Origin of the sequence: Streptomyces albidus (ex Kaewkla and Franco 2022) (assembly GCF_013870515.1) — a bacterium.
GTDB classification, from domain to species: domain Bacteria; phylum Actinomycetota; class Actinomycetes; order Streptomycetales; family Streptomycetaceae; genus Streptomyces; species Streptomyces albidus.
This window is the reverse complement of the sequence record NZ_JACBXA010000053.1, coordinates 15,090-29,263: the sequence shown is the minus strand read 5'-3', so window position 1 is coordinate 29,263 and position 14,174 is coordinate 15,090. Positions and strand designations below refer to the sequence as shown.

15 protein-coding genes are annotated in these 14,174 nt (G+C 70.5%); 8 read left to right on the top strand and 7 right to left on the bottom strand.

Annotated features, from left to right (window positions below; translation table 11 throughout):
- Positions 1-1,344, top strand: a 1,344-nt coding sequence (dnaB, locus tag H5J26_RS11595; protein ID WP_181765712.1) for a replicative DNA helicase, incomplete at its 5' end; no start/stop codon positions are given.
- Positions 1,345-1,498: 154 nt separating this feature from the next.
- The gene (locus H5J26_RS11590) at positions 1,499-2,242 is read left to right on the top strand and encodes a VOC family protein (protein ID WP_181765711.1); all 744 of its coding nucleotides are present in this window, start codon (positions 1,499-1,501) and stop codon (positions 2,240-2,242) included.
- Positions 2,243-2,426: 184 nt separating this feature from the next.
- Here H5J26_RS11590 and H5J26_RS11585 read toward each other — a convergent pair whose 3' ends face one another.
- Positions 2,427-2,810, bottom strand: coding sequence for a GNAT family N-acetyltransferase (locus H5J26_RS11585; protein WP_181765710.1), 384 nt, complete (start codon positions 2,808-2,810; stop codon positions 2,427-2,429).
- A gap of 205 nt (positions 2,811-3,015) precedes the next feature.
- Here H5J26_RS11585 and H5J26_RS11580 point away from each other — a divergent pair, with 205 nt between their 5' ends.
- Positions 3,016-3,810, top strand: a complete 795-nt coding sequence (locus H5J26_RS11580; protein WP_181765709.1) for a class I SAM-dependent methyltransferase — start codon at positions 3,016-3,018, stop codon at positions 3,808-3,810.
- 384 nt (positions 3,811-4,194) lie between these two features.
- Here the strand turns inward: H5J26_RS11580 and H5J26_RS11575 are convergent, their stop codons facing one another.
- Complete coding sequence (locus H5J26_RS11575; RefSeq protein WP_181765708.1) at positions 4,195-4,332, bottom strand: hypothetical protein; 138 nt, start codon at positions 4,330-4,332, stop codon at positions 4,195-4,197.
- 60 nt (positions 4,333-4,392) lie between these two features.
- Here H5J26_RS11575 and H5J26_RS11570 point away from each other — a divergent pair, with 60 nt between their 5' ends.
- The 3 genes from H5J26_RS11570 to H5J26_RS11560 all read left to right on the top strand — a co-directional run bounded on the left by H5J26_RS11570 (position 4,393) and on the right by H5J26_RS11560 (position 9,053).
- Entirely contained in the window at positions 4,393-5,346 is a 954-nt protein-coding gene (locus H5J26_RS11570; RefSeq protein ID WP_181765707.1) for a nitroreductase/quinone reductase family protein, read from the top strand.
- Positions 5,347-5,457: 111 nt separating this feature from the next.
- A complete protein-coding gene (locus H5J26_RS11565; RefSeq protein WP_181765706.1) occupies positions 5,458-7,536 on the top strand; it encodes an ATP-binding protein in 2,079 nt (692 codons plus the stop codon).
- Positions 7,533-9,053, top strand: a complete 1,521-nt coding sequence (locus tag H5J26_RS11560) for an ABC transporter substrate-binding protein (protein ID WP_181765705.1) — start codon at positions 7,533-7,535, stop codon at positions 9,051-9,053. Before H5J26_RS11565 ends, H5J26_RS11560 begins: the two co-directional genes overlap by 4 nt.
- Positions 9,054-9,087: 34 nt before the next feature.
- Here the strand turns inward: H5J26_RS11560 and H5J26_RS11555 are convergent, their stop codons facing one another.
- Positions 9,088-9,447, bottom strand: coding sequence for a DUF1304 domain-containing protein (locus tag H5J26_RS11555; protein ID WP_181765716.1), 360 nt, complete (start codon positions 9,445-9,447; stop codon positions 9,088-9,090).
- A 106-nt stretch (positions 9,448-9,553) separates the two neighbouring features.
- Between H5J26_RS11555 and H5J26_RS11550 the strand changes: the two genes are divergently transcribed.
- The gene (locus H5J26_RS11550; RefSeq protein ID WP_181765704.1) at positions 9,554-10,009 is read left to right on the top strand and encodes a winged helix-turn-helix transcriptional regulator; all 456 of its coding nucleotides are present in this window, start codon (positions 9,554-9,556) and stop codon (positions 10,007-10,009) included.
- A gap of 107 nt (positions 10,010-10,116) precedes the next feature.
- Here the strand turns inward: H5J26_RS11550 and H5J26_RS11545 are convergent, their stop codons facing one another.
- The 3 genes from H5J26_RS11545 to H5J26_RS11535 form a co-directional block, all read right to left on the bottom strand.
- A complete protein-coding gene (locus tag H5J26_RS11545; RefSeq protein ID WP_309237871.1) occupies positions 10,117-10,503 on the bottom strand; it encodes a hypothetical protein in 387 nt (128 codons plus the stop codon).
- A 235-nt stretch (positions 10,504-10,738) separates the two neighbouring features.
- Complete coding sequence (locus tag H5J26_RS11540; RefSeq protein WP_235980633.1) at positions 10,739-11,176, bottom strand: GNAT family N-acetyltransferase; 438 nt, start codon at positions 11,174-11,176, stop codon at positions 10,739-10,741.
- 152 nt (positions 11,177-11,328) lie between these two features.
- Positions 11,329-11,778 (bottom strand): MarR family winged helix-turn-helix transcriptional regulator, encoded by a 450-nt coding sequence (locus H5J26_RS11535; RefSeq protein WP_181765702.1) that lies wholly within the window; start codon positions 11,776-11,778, stop codon positions 11,329-11,331.
- 188 nt (positions 11,779-11,966) lie between these two features.
- Between H5J26_RS11535 and H5J26_RS11530 the strand changes: the two genes are divergently transcribed.
- Entirely contained in the window at positions 11,967-13,223 is a 1,257-nt protein-coding gene (locus H5J26_RS11530) for an MFS transporter (RefSeq protein ID WP_181765701.1), read from the top strand.
- On the opposite strand, the gene H5J26_RS11525 is transcribed toward H5J26_RS11530, so the two are convergent.
- Complete coding sequence (locus H5J26_RS11525; protein WP_181765700.1) at positions 13,202-14,173, bottom strand: GNAT family N-acetyltransferase; 972 nt, start codon at positions 14,171-14,173, stop codon at positions 13,202-13,204. The two genes, H5J26_RS11530 and H5J26_RS11525, sit on opposite strands and share 22 nt — an antisense overlap.
- Between the last annotated feature and the right edge of the window lies 1 nt (position 14,174).

The window sequence follows — 14,174 nt, the reverse complement described above, 5'->3', positions numbered from 1 at the left end:
CCGCCGTCCGCCCCCACTTCCTTCGAACGTGTTCCGCCCCAGGATCTCGAAGCCGAACAGTCCGTCCTCGGCGGCATGTTGCTCTCCAAGGACGCCATCGCCGACGTCGTCGAGGTCCTCAAGGGCCACGACTTCTACCGCCCCGCCCACGAGACCGTCTACCAGGCGATCCTCGACCTGTACGCCAAGGGCGAGCCCGCCGACCCCATCACGGTCACCGCCGAACTCACCCGGCGCGGCGAGATCGCCCGCGTCGGCGGCCCCGGATACGTCCACTCCCTCGTGCAGACGGTCCCCACCGCGGCCAACGCCGAGTACTACGCCGAGATCGTCCACGAGCGCGCCGTGCTGCGCCGTCTCGTGGAGGCGGGCACCCGCATCACGCAGATGGGATACGCGGCCGACGGCGACGTCGACGACATCGTCAACTCCGCCCAGTCGGAGATCTACGCCGTCACCGAGGCACGCACGTCGGAGGACTACCTTCCGCTGGGCGACATCATGGAGGGCGCTCTCGACGAGATCGAGGCGATCGGTTCCCGCAGCGGTCAGATGACGGGCGTCCCGACGGGCTTCACGGACCTGGACTCGCTGACGAACGGCCTCCACCCGGGCCAGATGATCGTCATCGCGGCCCGGCCCGCCATGGGTAAGTCGACTCTTGCGCTGGACTTCGCACGCGCCTGCTCGATCAGGCACAACATGCCCAGCGTGATCTTCTCGCTGGAGATGGGGCGGAACGAGATCGCGATGCGGCTGCTCTCGGCCGAGGCCCGGGTGGCGCTGCACCACATGCGGTCGGGGTCGATGACCGACGAGGACTGGACGCGGCTGGCCCGGCAGATGCCGGGTGTGACGGAGGCGCCCCTCTACATCGACGACTCGCCGAACCTGTCGATGATGGAGATCCGGGCCAAGTGCCGCCGCCTGAAGCAGCGGAACGATCTGAAGCTGGTCGTGATCGACTATCTCCAGCTGATGCAGACGGGCAGTTCGAGGCGCCCGGAGAGCCGTCAGCAGGAGGTCTCGGAGATGTCCCGAAACCTCAAGCTGCTCGCGAAGGAGCTGGAGGTCCCGGTGATCGCGCTGTCCCAGCTCAACCGTGGTCCCGAGCAGCGCACGGACAAGAAGCCGATGGTTTCCGACCTCCGTGAGTCCGGTTCGATCGAGCAGGACGCGGACATGGTCGTGCTGTTGCACCGCGAGGACGCGTACGAGAAGGAGTCGCCGCGAGCGGGTGAGGCCGACTTGATCGTGGCCAAGCACCGTAACGGTCCGACTGCGACGATCACGGTCGCCTTCCAGGGGCACTATTCGCGCTTCGTGGACATGGCGCAGACGTGACCGGGCGGACGGCAGGGGCTCGGGCCTCGCTTCATTCCTTGCCGAGTCAGCGTGACGAGACCTGACTTGTGCCCGGCCGTGGTGCGCGCATTGATCCTGTTCGACCGCGGCACGTGCGGCTGTCGTGGAAGAGCTGGTGCATAGGATCGCCGGCATGGCACTGCGCCCTGTTCAGGTGAACATCAAGGCCGTTGACCACTCGGCGGTCGGCCGGTTCTGGGCGGAGGCGCTCGGCTGGGGTGTTTCCAGCGGGGAATCCGGCGTGACCACACTCGTCGCCCCGGTCGGCTTCGTCTGGCCGGACCCGGTCGTCGTCTGCGTCGACGTCGTCACCGTCCCCGAAGCCAAGACGACGGCAAAGAACCGAGTGCACCTCGATCTCGCCACCACCTCTGCGGCTCATCAGGCGGAGTTGGTCGCGCACCTGAAGGCTCTCGGCGCGACACCCGTCGACGTGGGCCAGGGCAACGTGCCGTGGACGGTCCTCGCCGACCCGGAGGGCAACGAGTTCTGCGTGCTGGAGCCTCGGGAGGTCTACCGGGACACCGGGCCGATCGCCGCTGTGGTGGTCGACTGCGCGGATCCGCGGGCCATGGCCCGGTTCTGGGACGGGGCGATGGACTGGACCCTGCACGAGGTGACCGACGATCAGGCGGTGTTGCGCTCCGCCGAGGGAGCCGGCCCGTATCTCGAGTTCCTCCGCACGCCGGGCGCGAAGACCGTGCAGGACCGCGTCCACCTCGACCTGCTGCCGTATCCCGGTGACGACAAGGCAGCGGAGGTGGCCCGGCTGCGGGCGCTCGGCGCCACCGACCTCGACCTCGGCCAGGGCGACGTCCCGTGGACGTGCCTGGCCGACCCGGAGGGCCACGAGTTCTGCGTCCTCGCCCTGCCCTGACGCGGGGCCCACCACCGCGCGTTCTGTGGGAGGGACGCCCCGGACAGCAAGGTGGCACGGTCACGCCCGTGTTGTGTGACTCCCCTGTGGGCTCAGAGGCTCTGTTCGAGCCGCTGCGTCATCACCGCCATCCCTGACGCCTCGTAGAAGGACCGGGCTGACTCGTTGAAGTGCCAGACGTCAGTCACCAACCGCCGGCAACCGGCTGCGCGTCCGATGCTGCGCGTTGCCTGACGAGGGCGGTGCCTACGCCGTTGCGCGAGGCTTCGGGGGACACGGCGAGTTGTTCCAGCCTGACGGACGGGTCCGCCTCGATCTGCGTGCTGCGCTCCCGCTTCACGATCCGGGCCAAGGCATATCCGACGGCCTTCCCCGCGGGCAGTTCAGCGATGAAGATGCTCACGGAGGGTTCATCGAGGGAGTCACGGAAGAGGGCTTCGAGTCGGCTCTTCTCCGGCTGCGCGACGAACTGGTCGGGCCTGTGATGCACATGGAGGTCGTGAACGACGGCGTTCAGGTCCGCAAGAAGCGTGCAGTCATCCTTCGAGGCAGTCCTGACACGGATCATCCGTCCAGCCTGATGGCGGGTCGCAGGTCATGCCAGGGGTTTTCGGCGTCACGAGCTGGACGCGCTCTCCGACGCGAAGGGTGAGACCTGCAGAACCGAACCAACCGCCCCGCGCGGGGAGTTGCTTCGTCGAGTTGCCCCGAACGCCGTTCAGCCCACGGCGATCCCGCTGTTCCGCACGGGCGCGGCCGGGGAGAGTGCACTCATGACGGTTGGATTCAGCGGTGACGTGGCCGAGTACTACGCGCGGTTCCGGCGGGGCTATCCGGAGCAGGTCCTCGATGCTCTGGCTGAGTACTTCGCGCTCGACCCGGACGACCTCGTCCTCGACCTCGGATGCGGCACCGGGCAGCTCGCCGTTCCGCTGGCCTCCCGCGTCCGGTCCGTCATCGGCATGGACCCGGAACCCGACATGCTGCGTCTCGCCCGCGAGGCGGCGCTCCGGCAAGGGGTCGGCAACGCCACCTGGGTTCTCGGCGCGGACTCCGACGTCCCTGCCCTCGGCGCCCTGTTGGGGCGCGCGCCGTCTCTCGCGATGACCGTCGTGGGACAGGCCCTCCACTGGATGCGGCACGAGGATCTCTTCAGGGAGCTGTTACCGCTCTTCCGCGCCGGCGGAGGTGTCGCCGTCGTCGCGAACGGCACACCGCTGTGGCTTCAGGACTCGGCTTGGTCCCGTGCTCTGCGGATGCGCCTGGAGCGGCATTTCGAAACCGAGCTGACCGCCTCGTGCGGCACCGCTGAGCAGGACCGGCTGCGCTACGCGCGGACTCTCGAAGCCGTCGGGTACGCCGACGTACGGACCACCACGGTCTCCTACGACGACGAGCTGACCTTCGAAGAACTCATCGGCAGCCTCTACTCGGCCATCCCGGCGAACCAGCTGCCCCCGCCGTCCCGCCGACCGGCGTTCGCGGACGGCATCCGCGAGGCGTTGCCGCAGGAGGAGAGGTTCACCGAGCACGTGGAGGTGTCCGTGCTCCTGGGCCGGGTCGGCTGAGGGGAGGCCGCGAGGTGCCCCGTGAGGCCCTCGTGCGGGTCCCGGACGGGGGAGACAGGCGCGCGTAGAGAGTCCGGGCACGGCGTGGCCGGAGCGCTCTCTGCCGCCCGGTGCAGCATCCGCTTCATCACCTTGCGGCCGGCGCGAGGGCGGAACGGACCACCGCCACCTCGGCCCATAACTCCCCAAGTGGGCAAATGCGTTGACAGCTGACGGCAGGTTGCCTGTAATGGTGCGCGTGTCGTGTGACGCCGGTCAGAGAGCTGTGGGCCGGCCGGTGTTCGTGCGGCACCTTTCACCTGGGGGCGATGCCGTGAGTTCTTACTCCGCACCCTGCGTCTGACGTGAGTGCCTGCGCGCGCTGTTCCTTTCCCCGCGCGGTGTTCACCGCTGCTGCCTGACGCGCAGCTCCACCGGCTCGACACGGACGTCTCCACGAAGGCGTCCGCGGTCGGTGTGGTCCATGACGCCCCGCCCTTCGGAGAGGTCCGCGTACGCGCGCCGCGTGCTGTGACGCAGCACCGTTCATCCACCATCACCGCGCCCGCCGCGGGCGCGTACGTCTTTGGAGATCCGACGCGTATGCCCACATCGTTCAATCAGTCCGTGATCGAGGAGTTCAGAGCCAAGGAGGGGAGGGTCGGCGGCCCCTTCGAGGGCGGTGATCTCCTCCTGCTGACGACCACCGGCGCGAGGTCGGGAGCGGAGCACACCGTCCCGCTCGGCTACGTCCGGGACGGGGAGCTGCTGCTGGTGGTCGGTTCCGCCGGTGGCGCACCCCGGCATCCCGCCTGGTACCACAACCTGCTGGCACATCCGATGGTGCGCGTGGAGATCGGCACCCAGGTGTACGGAGCGGTCGCCGTCCCTGCTGAAGGGGCCCGCCGCGACCGGCTGTTCGAGCGGGTCATCGACTCGGCGCCCGGATTCGCCGCGTACCAGGCGGAAACCAGCCGGACGCTCCCGGTCGTCGTCCTGGAGCGGTCCGAGCCGGACGCCCAGGCGGGCGCCGGGGAGGCGGCGAACCTCGGCGAGAAGCTCGTGGAGATCCACACATGGCTGCGGTCGCAGTTGCAGCACGTACGGGCCGAGGCCGACGCCCACTTCGCCGCGCGGGCCGCACACGAGGAGTCCGGCGGCAGCGGCGTCACGGCTCCCGTGCCGGGGCTCGGCCTTCAACTGCGGCAGCACTGCCTGGCGTTCTGCGAGTCGCTGGAGTTCCACCACGGCAGCGAGGACGCGCACGTCTTCCCCGCACTCGCACGCGAGTACCCCCATCTGGCATCCGCCCTCGACCGGCTGCGCGACGAACACCGTACGGTCGCCCGCATCCAGGGCGAGCTGCTGTCGCTCCTGGAGGGGATCGGCACAGCTGAACCTGGCGCGTTCCGCGCGGAGTTGGAGCGGATGTCGCACGAGCTGACGGCGCACCTCGACTTCGAGGAGAAGTCGCTCATCCCCGTCCTGTCGGGGATTCCCGCGCCTTCGGGGCCGCCGCCGGTTCCCGAGAGGGACGGCGACCCGGCCGGCGCGTGATGATTCCGACCTCCGGTTGGCTGGTCGAAGTCCTTGCTGCGTACGGGAATTGGAGCATCCTTTAGGCAGCGCTCCGGAGCAGGCGGATCGCGGGGGCCGAGGGGGAGCGGGATGCCGCAGGAGTGGGCTGGGGAGTCCGGGCGTGACAGGGCAGTGGAGGCCTACGTCCGTGAGCTGTTGGTGCGCGAACCGCGCTCCCGCCCCGACCTGCCGGCGACGCTGCTCCTCGGCCCGCGCGGCAGCGGGAAGACCACGGTGCTGCGGCACTTGGGGGACTGGGCGCGGCGGGCGCCGGTGGCCCGGCTCGACCTGGCGACGCTGGGGAGGGAGGGGCGCAAGCCGATCGACGTCCTGGCCGCGCTCGTCTTCCAGCTCAATGCGAAGAAGCGGGACTTCGCGCGTCTGCGCTTCCCCTCCTTCGGCCTGCTGGCGATCGCGGTCGCGGCGCGGATGGACGCGGCGGACCGGGACGAGGCCGTACGGCAGATGGAGCAGGCGCTCGTCGGTCCGCCCGGCAGCCGGACCGAAGTGATCAACCAGCTGGCGCAGTTCGCGGCCACGGTGCTCGGCGCGCCCACTGTCGTCACTGCCGCGCTCCCGCTGCTGCCGCACTGGCAGCGGCACTGGGTGCGGCTGCGGATGCGCTGGCGCCTCGCCCGCATCCGGCGGCGCACCGCGGACAGCAGCGCATCCGTGGACGGTTTCCTCATCGATCTCAATCAGCGCTACGGAGACCGTGAGCTGGCGGAGCGCCGGCGTGCCGAGTCGGTGCTGTTCGACGCGTTCCTGGACGACCTGCGACGGGCGTACGGCTCACAGGAGGGCGACCTGCGCCGTACGACGCAGTGCCTGGTGCTGCTGGACAACGTGGACAGTCCGCTGGGCAACGACTTCCTCCGGGCGCTGCTGGACGCACGGAGGAAGGCCGAAGTCCCCGATCCGCTGCTGGTGCTGGCCACCGCGGGCAGCTATCCGGCGGCGCTGGAGAGTTTCGCGTTCGGCGGTCCCCGGCCGCCCGGCGTGCTGCCGGGCCGCTGGCCCGAGGACCAGGAGAGGTTCCGTCCGGAGCAGGTCGTGAAGGGCCTCGTGGTGGGCCGCCTCCGTGACCTGGCGCGGCGCGAGGTGGAGCGGCAGGCGGAGGAGGTACTGCGGTCGGCGGCGGGCAGGCAGATCGCACCGCCCGCGGCGGACAACGGTGTGCAGTGGCTGGGTTGGGTGGTGCACGAGCTCACCCGCGGCCATCCGGCCGGTACGGCGCAGCTGTTGGCGGCTCTGCTGGAGCACGCGGGGGACATCGGCTGGGAGGACCGCATCCGGCGGAGTCTGGAGCCGGACGCTCCGCTGGTCGGCTCGCTGCTGGAGCGGCTGTTGCCGATCGATGCGAGCGGTGAGCTGACGGCGGCGTTGGCGCGGGGTGCGGCTGCGGTCGATCTGGCACAGGCGCAGTCGGGGGCCGTGCTGTGGGCCGAGGCCGATGCGCGCTGTCAGGACGAGTTCCACGACTTCTGCACCGACGTGCTGCGCACGATGCACCTCGATCGCGGGGATGAGAGCGTCGACGGACCGCCGGAGACCCCGCATCCGCTGCTGCGCTTCCTGCTGCTGCGGCGGCTCGCCTCGGTCCCCGCTCCGCGTTCCGGCGACGGGACTTCGGACGGTTCTCCGGGCGCCCGTGACCGGGCTGCCGTCCACGCGGCCCTGGGTGAGCGGGCCGCGGCCGCGGACGATGACGGGGGAGCGGCCTATCACGCCCTGGCGGCGGGTGACTTGGCGACGGCGGCGGGCCATCTGGACCGGGCGGTCGACCGGCTGACCCCCGAGGAGTGGTGCGCGGAGCTGTGCCGGCTGAGGCGGGCTCCGCTGCACGGTCTCGGCGGGCCTTCGGGGCAGCCGTTGTGGGAGCGGTACGAGCGGCTCGTCTCGCACCTCAACGAGGGGGCCGTCGACCAGCGGCTGCGGACCGTCACGCGGCTGCTCGCCGCGGTGTGGCTGGGGCCGGAGCCGCCCGACGACCCCGGCACGGACCGGGTCGGCGATCCCTACCGGGATCCGCTGGGGGATCCGCGTGCGGAGCTGTACGGGGAGATCCAGGCCCGTTTCCACACGCTTGCGGTGCACGCGGACAGCGTGCAGTGGACGTCCGTACTGCTGCGGAAGGCCAAGCAGTACGGGAAGGAGCCGTGGTTGTGAGCGAGCGCGTTTTCGTACCGCCGAGGCCGCCGAGGCGCTGGGGGCTGATGTCGCTCGCCGCGCTGCTCGTCCTGGCGGTCGCCGTGCCGGCGGGCAGGTACGCGGTGGAGGAGGCCGGGCAGTGCGGGGAAGGCGTGCGGGAGGTGTCCGGCGGTGAGTGCGTGGGCGTGACGGACGGCGCTTTCGCCTTCGGGAACACGCGGGCGCTGAGCAGGAAGATCCTCGCGGAGAACAGGAAGGTCGAGAAGTCGGGGGAGCCTTCGGTCGCGGTCGCGTACGTGGAGGCGATGTCGGGCGGCTCCGGGGACCGTGGTGCGGAGACCACGCTCCAGGCCCTGGGCGGGGCCTACCTCGCGCAGCGTTCGTTGAACGCCGAGGGCGCCACGTTGCCGAAGGTGCGGCTGCTGCTGGCCAACACCGGGAGCGGCGACCGGCACTGGGAGACCGTGGTGGAGCAGCTGACGGCGGAGAGGCGCCGCGAACGCCTCGTCGCGGTGGCGGGGCTGGGGCAGAGCAACGACCGTACGAAGGCCGCGGTACGGCGGCTCCGTGAGGCGGGGCTGCCGATGGTCGGCGCCACGGTCGCGGCGGACGGCCTCAGTTCGAGCAAGGCCGGCTTCTACCGGGTCTCCTTCCCCAACCGCGACCAGACGGGTGCCGCCGCGCGGTGGATGAAGGAGCAGCAGAAGAAGCATCCCGGTCATCGCGTGCAGATCGTCAGGGACGGCAACGAGGAGGACGCCTACAACACCTCGCTCTACCGGGACTTCAAGGCGGCGGCCCGTCGTGAGCGGCTGAAGGTCGACGACGAGGTCGTCCCTTACCGCTCCGGGGACGATGCGGGCGGCTCACCCACGGGCAACGCCCTCTCGCTGGCCGCGGACAGGGTCTGTGACGGCGATCCGCCTGACGTGGTCTTCTTCGCGGGCCGCGGACGGGAGTTGAGACGGTTCATCGAGGCGGCCGGTGAGGGCGGCCGCCGCTGCCGTACGACGGTGATCTCCGGCTCCAGCGCTCTGGGCGTCTACTTCGACACCAAGGGCAAGCGGCACCGCGCGGAACTCCAGCGGCTGCGCTCGCGCTGGCAGCACGGCGAACTGACCGTGTACTACACCGCCTACGCCCATCCGAAGGTCTCCGCGAAGGTGTACGGCGGTGAGGACGCCGGCCCCTTCGCCGACTTCGCACGCGATTACCGCCGCCACGTCGGCGGTCCGGTCTCCGCGCTGAACAGCGGCCAGGCGATGATGGGCCACGACGCGACGTACACCGTCGGCAAGGCCGCCCGTACGGCTGTGGACGTGTACGGAACACGCCGCGTCACCCCGCGCATGGTGCTGGCGATGCTGGAGCAGACGAACGGCAGGTCGCGGGTGCGCGGGGTGAGCGGTGAGATCGCCTTCGACCCGGACACGGGGGAGCCGGTCGGACGGCCTCTGGCCCTGGTGGAGTTGCTGCGTCCGCGGGCCTCGGGCAGCGGTGAGAAGTACCGCTTCGTGGAGGCCCTCACGCCGTGACGTCGTGCGGGCCGCAGACCGGACGGCGCGGGCCTCAGGCGGCGAGTGCGAGGGCCAGGGCTGCGGCGGCCGGGAGAGCCTGGATGTAGAGGATGCGGCGGGCGACGGTGAGGGAGCCGTAGATCCCGGCCACGACGACGCAGCACAGGAAGAAGACCCTCACTTGGGGGCCCGTCGGGTCCGAGGCGAGCAGCCCCCAGACGAGGCCCGCAGCCAGGAAGCCGTTGTAGAGGCCCTGGTTGGCCGCCAGCGACGCCGACTGGTCGGCGAACTCCTGGGTGGTGCCGAAGACCTCCCGGCCGCGCGGTCTGCGCCACAGGAACATCTCGAGTATGAGGAAGCCGACGTGAAGTACGGCGACCAGGGCGACGAGTGCGAGTGCTGCGGCGTGCATGAAGTCCTCCAGCGGATAAGTGAGTTGGGTTTCGCAACCCACGAGGGCAACCGGACCGTAGCACAACGGTTTGATTTTCCAACCATGGTCGGGTTGGATTGCCTCCATGGCGAGGAGAGAGGTGAATCCGCGGGAGTGCTCGCTGGCTTCGGCGCTGAACGTCATCGGTGAGAAGTGGTCGCTGCTGGCGCTGCGCGAGGTGTTCTACGGCGTGCACCGCTTCGACGGCATCGTCCGCAACACCGGCGCACCCCGGGACGTACTGGCCACGCGGCTGCGCACTCTCGTCGACGGCGGCGTGCTCCGGCGCGTGCGCTACTCCGAGCGTCCGCCGCGCGACGAGTACCACCTGACACAGGCCGGCCTGGAACTCGCCCCGGCCATGCTGGGCCTCATGCGCTGGGGCATGCGGTGGGTGGAGGACGCCCCCGTGAGCGCGACGGTCTTCACCCACAGCTGCGGCGGACAGCTGGACGCGGGAATCGTGTGCACCTCCTGCGGGGAGGACGTCGGCTCCGGAGAGGTCGAGCTCCCCGACACCGGTACGGCACAGGGAAGTTGAACAGGGAAGGTGGAGCGTGGGCGAGCTGCCCGTGTCACTTGCCCGATGGCTGACTTTCGACGCTCCCCCGGCCGCGACCGGCTCCCCCGGTGCGAGCCTTCAGGACGTCAGGCCGGGTTCTCCAGCCGCCCGAACACCTGGCGGAACTCCCCCGAGTCGAACAGGCCCATGATGACCTCGGCCATGGACCGTATCCCCGGCTTGTTGACGATCAGCCCGTCCGAGCACCAGAAGTACCGTCCGCCCAGGGCCTCCCCGGTACGCGACCAGTTGCTCATCAGCCGTTTGACCTCGGTGACCGTGAACAGGGTCGCGCTCCAGCGCGAACCGTCCGTCAGGTGGACCTCGACGTCGACGTTGCAGACCTCGTCCAGCGGCTCCTCGGGGCCGGGGAGGAAGTACATCTCCAGCTCCTGGGACCGGACGCGGTAATACGCGCCGTCCCATTCCGCGTCCTCGGCGTTCGTACTGATGTGCCTGCGTCGGTCGGTCACCCTGGGAGGGTGGCAATCCGGCCCAGGGCGCACAAGCGTCTTTTGCGTCCGCCATACGTGCTGCGTGCAAGGACTGAAGTCACCAGCGGGGGGCGGGACTTCGGTCACGGGCGGTGGACGGCGGGTCACGACGGGCAGGTCCTTCAGCACGTGCAGCTTCGCGCCGTTGTCCCAGGCGTCGAGCAGGGCGCGGTGGACGGCCGTCAAGAAAGGTGCGGGCGCACGAGGCCTGTGCTCACAGCTGCATCTTGAAGCCCAGATGCGAGGCCTCGAAGCCGAGGCGCTCGTAGAAGCGGTGCGCTTCGATGCGGGTGGCGTCGGAGGTGAGCTGGATCAGGACGCAGCCCTGGCGGCGGGCCTCGGCGATCGCCCACTCGATCAGCTGGCTGCCCAGGCCGCTGCCGCGGGATTCCGCGTGGACGCGGACGGCCTCGATGAGGGCCCGCGTCGCCCCCCGCCTGGAGAGGCCCGGGATCACGGTGAGCTGGAGGGTGCCGACCGTACGGCCGTCGCGCTCGGCGACCATGAGGTGCTGGTTGCTGTCCGCGTCGATGCGGTCGAATGCCGGGCGGTACGCCTCCGGGGCTTCCGGACTCTCCCGCCGGCTGCCGAGGTGGTCGTCCGCGAGCATCGATACGAGGGCCGGTACGTCGTCGGCCGTGGCGCGGCGCATCGTGACCGGTGCGGGTGCCGGCGACGAGGGTGACGGTGGGGGTGAGGGAGTCCCGGTACTCATGATCGCAGCTTACGCCCCGGTTTTGGCCAGAGGTTGGACTCGCTCTGAAAGTGCGCAAGCGTGTGGTTGTGCCGGGATGAAGACGGGTTTCAGCTGACCGGTTGCAGCGCGCGGACCGCCTTGACGAGGGGCGCCAGTTCGGGGCGGGCCTCCGCCGCGTCGAGTGCCTCACTCAGGGCCGCGTCGTTCGTCGGGCGGGCGGCGTCCAGCAAGGAGTGGCCCGCGTCGGTGACGTTGGTGTAGATGCCGCGGCGGTCGTCCTTGCAGAGGTACCGGGTGAGCAGCCCCCGCTCCTCAAGGCGGTTGACGAGCCGTGTGGTGGCGCTCTGGCTGAGCACTACGGCGTCCGCGAGCTGGTTCATGCGGAAGTGGCCGCCCTCGCCCTCGTGTTGTTCGCTGAGGACGTCGAGGACGGAGAACTCCCGGACGCTCAGCTCGTGTTCCGCCTGGAGGGCGCGTTCGATGTGGGCCTCGATGCGGCCGTGCAGCGCCGAGAGCGAGCACCAGCCCTGGGCCAGTCCGGGGTCCGGTCGTGACATGGCTCCTGTGCTCCCTCTCTCTGTCGTGGCCGGCGGGATGCGGTGAGTGCGCCGGGGCCGCCCGCCGGTGCCCGGCCGAGCCCAGGATAGTCCACCAGCGAAATAGCCCGCGTTTGCATCTATAGCGCGTCTGCAATTATTGTCTACGCCGGTTAATGACGTACGCATGCAAAAGTGAAGGGCTCACCATGCCGCTCGCACTACTGGCGCTGGCCGTCGGCGCCTTCGGGATCGGGACGACGGAGTTCGTGATCATGGGGTTGCTGCCCGAGGTCGCCGCCGACTTCGGGGTCTCCGTCCCCACAGCCGGGTACCTCACCACCGGCTACGCCCTGGGAGTCGTCGTCGGCGCTCCGCTGCTCGCGGTGCTGGGCACGCGCGTCCCCCGCAAGCGGATGCTGAGTCTGCTGATGGGCCTGTTCATCGCCGGGAACCTGGTGTCCGCGGCGGCTCCCGTCTTCGGCGTGATGCTCGCGGGCCGTGTCATCGCCTCGCTCAGCCACGGAGCCTTCTTCGGCATCGGATCGATCGTCGCGGCCGGCCTGGTGGCACCGCACCGGAAGGCGGCGGCCATCTCGATGATGTTCACAGGGCTGACGGTCGCCAACGTCGTGGGCGTACCGGCCGGCACCCTGCTCGGCCAGGAACTGGGATGGCGCGTCACCTTCGCCGCCGTCGCCGGGCTCGGCGTGCTCGGGCTCCTCGGCATCGCGGCGCTCGTACCGGGAGAACCGGCGGCGGAGTCCACCGTGAGGACGGGCCGTTCCCGCATCCGCGGCGAGCTGGCCGCCTTCCGCAACGTGCAGGTGCTGCTCGCGATGGCGATGACGGTTCTCGGCTTCGGCGGTGTCTTCGCCGCCATCACCTACATCGCGCCGATGATGACCGACGCCGCCGGGTATGCCGGCTCCTCGGTGACGTGGCTCCTCGTGCTGTTCGGGCTGGGCATGGTGGCGGGCAACCTCGTCGGCGGACGGTTCGCGGACCGGGCGCTGATGCCGCTGCTGTTCACCGCGCTGAGCGCTCTCGCCGTGGTGCTGGCGCTGTTCGTCTTCACGGCACAGGACAAGGTGGCCGCCGCGGTGACGCTGCCGCTGGTCGGGGCCTTCGGCTTCGCGACCGTTCCTCCGCTGCAGAAGCGTGTCCTCGATCAGACGGGCGACGCCCCCACACTCGCCTCCGCCGTCAACATCGGGGCCTTCAACCTGGGCAACGCGCTCGCCGCCTGGCTCGGCGGCCTCGTCCTGGACGCGGGCGGCGGCCCCACCTCACCGAACCTGGTGGGCGCCGGGCTCGCGGGCGCGGCGCTGATCCTGGCGGTGACCTCGGCACTGCTCGAAAGGCGCGACGGTACGGCGGCCATGTCCCGCCGTCTGCGCGGCGTCGTCGCGTCAGGAGGCGCGAAGCCGCACGTGCACCGCGTTCAGCCGAGCGCGACGGAGTAGGGAGCGAAGCGGCGGGCGGGCCGGCCGGGAAGGTCCGGGGCGGTGCGGACCATGAGCGTGCAGCCGAATTCGCCGTTGAGACCGTGCGCGCGCAGCCACGTCTCCAACTCCTCGTGGCGGGCGTCGACGTCGAAGCGGATCTCGCCCGGCGCGTGACGGCCGAGGTCGGCGATGAGGGCCTGGGCGGTGCGCAGGTCCTCGGCGACGACGGGCCCGACGACGGTGTTGCGGGTGTTGGGCCAGGAGGCGGCGAAGCCGGTCAGGGAGCCGTCCGAGGCTTCGGCCACGACGAAGCGGTCGGCGAAGGCCGGGAGCCGGGCGAGCAGTTCGGTGCGGTCCGCGCCGAACGCGGGGGCGTCGAAGGCCCGTACGGCCTGCATGTCGGAGGCGTTCGCTGCGCGCACGCGCGGGGTGTGCTCGACGGCCTCGGCGGCGCCCGTCGGGCTCGGCGGACCCTCAGGACCGGCGGCGGAGAAGTGCCCGGTGAGCATGGTGAGGCGGCCGACGGATGTGAAGCCGAGCTGCTCGTAGAGCGGACGCCCGTTCTCGGTGGCGGTGAGGAAGGGGACCGCGTCCCCCGATTCGGCGATGGCGTGCACCATCATCCGGCGCCCGAGGCCCTGCCGCGCGCACCGCTCCGCCACGAGCACCATGCTGATCGCGGTGTACCCCGCCGCGCTTCCGGATGCGCCCGGCCCGGGAAGCGAGGCGTACGAAGTGAGCACGAAGGCGCCGATGAGGGCGCCGGGACGGTCCGGGGCGTCGACGCCGTACCCCTGTCCGGCCGTGAGCAGCAGCCGCCATTTGTGTTCCTCGCGGCTCCAGCCCCGGCTCTCCGCGAGATCGGAACATGCCGCGAGGTCTTCGACGGTGAGGCGGCGGACGGGAAGGTCGAGAAGCTCGGAACTCGTGGAGCGGGAGCGGTCGGCAGCCCGGTGCGGTGAGGTCACG

Coding starts and splice junctions, on each gene's coding strand:
- H5J26_RS11590 (WP_181765711.1), top strand. CDS start 1,499: ATGGCACTGCGCCCTGTTCAGGTGAACATCAAGGCCGTTGACCACTCG.
- H5J26_RS11585 (WP_181765710.1), bottom strand. CDS start 2,810: ATGATCCGTGTCAGGACTGCCTCGAAGGATGACTGCACGCTTCTTGCG.
- H5J26_RS11580 (WP_181765709.1), top strand. CDS start 3,016: ATGACGGTTGGATTCAGCGGTGACGTGGCCGAGTACTACGCGCGGTTC.
- H5J26_RS11570 (WP_181765707.1), top strand. CDS start 4,393: ATGCCCACATCGTTCAATCAGTCCGTGATCGAGGAGTTCAGAGCCAAG.
- H5J26_RS11565 (WP_181765706.1), top strand. CDS start 5,458: ATGCCGCAGGAGTGGGCTGGGGAGTCCGGGCGTGACAGGGCAGTGGAG.
- H5J26_RS11555 (WP_181765716.1), bottom strand. CDS start 9,447: ATGCACGCCGCAGCACTCGCACTCGTCGCCCTGGTCGCCGTACTTCAC.
- H5J26_RS11550 (WP_181765704.1), top strand. CDS start 9,554: ATGGCGAGGAGAGAGGTGAATCCGCGGGAGTGCTCGCTGGCTTCGGCG.
- H5J26_RS11540 (WP_235980633.1), bottom strand. CDS start 11,176: ATGCGCCGCGCCACGGCCGACGACGTACCGGCCCTCGTATCGATGCTC.
- H5J26_RS11535 (WP_181765702.1), bottom strand. CDS start 11,778: ATGTCACGACCGGACCCCGGACTGGCCCAGGGCTGGTGCTCGCTCTCG.
- H5J26_RS11530 (WP_181765701.1), top strand. CDS start 11,967: ATGCCGCTCGCACTACTGGCGCTGGCCGTCGGCGCCTTCGGGATCGGG.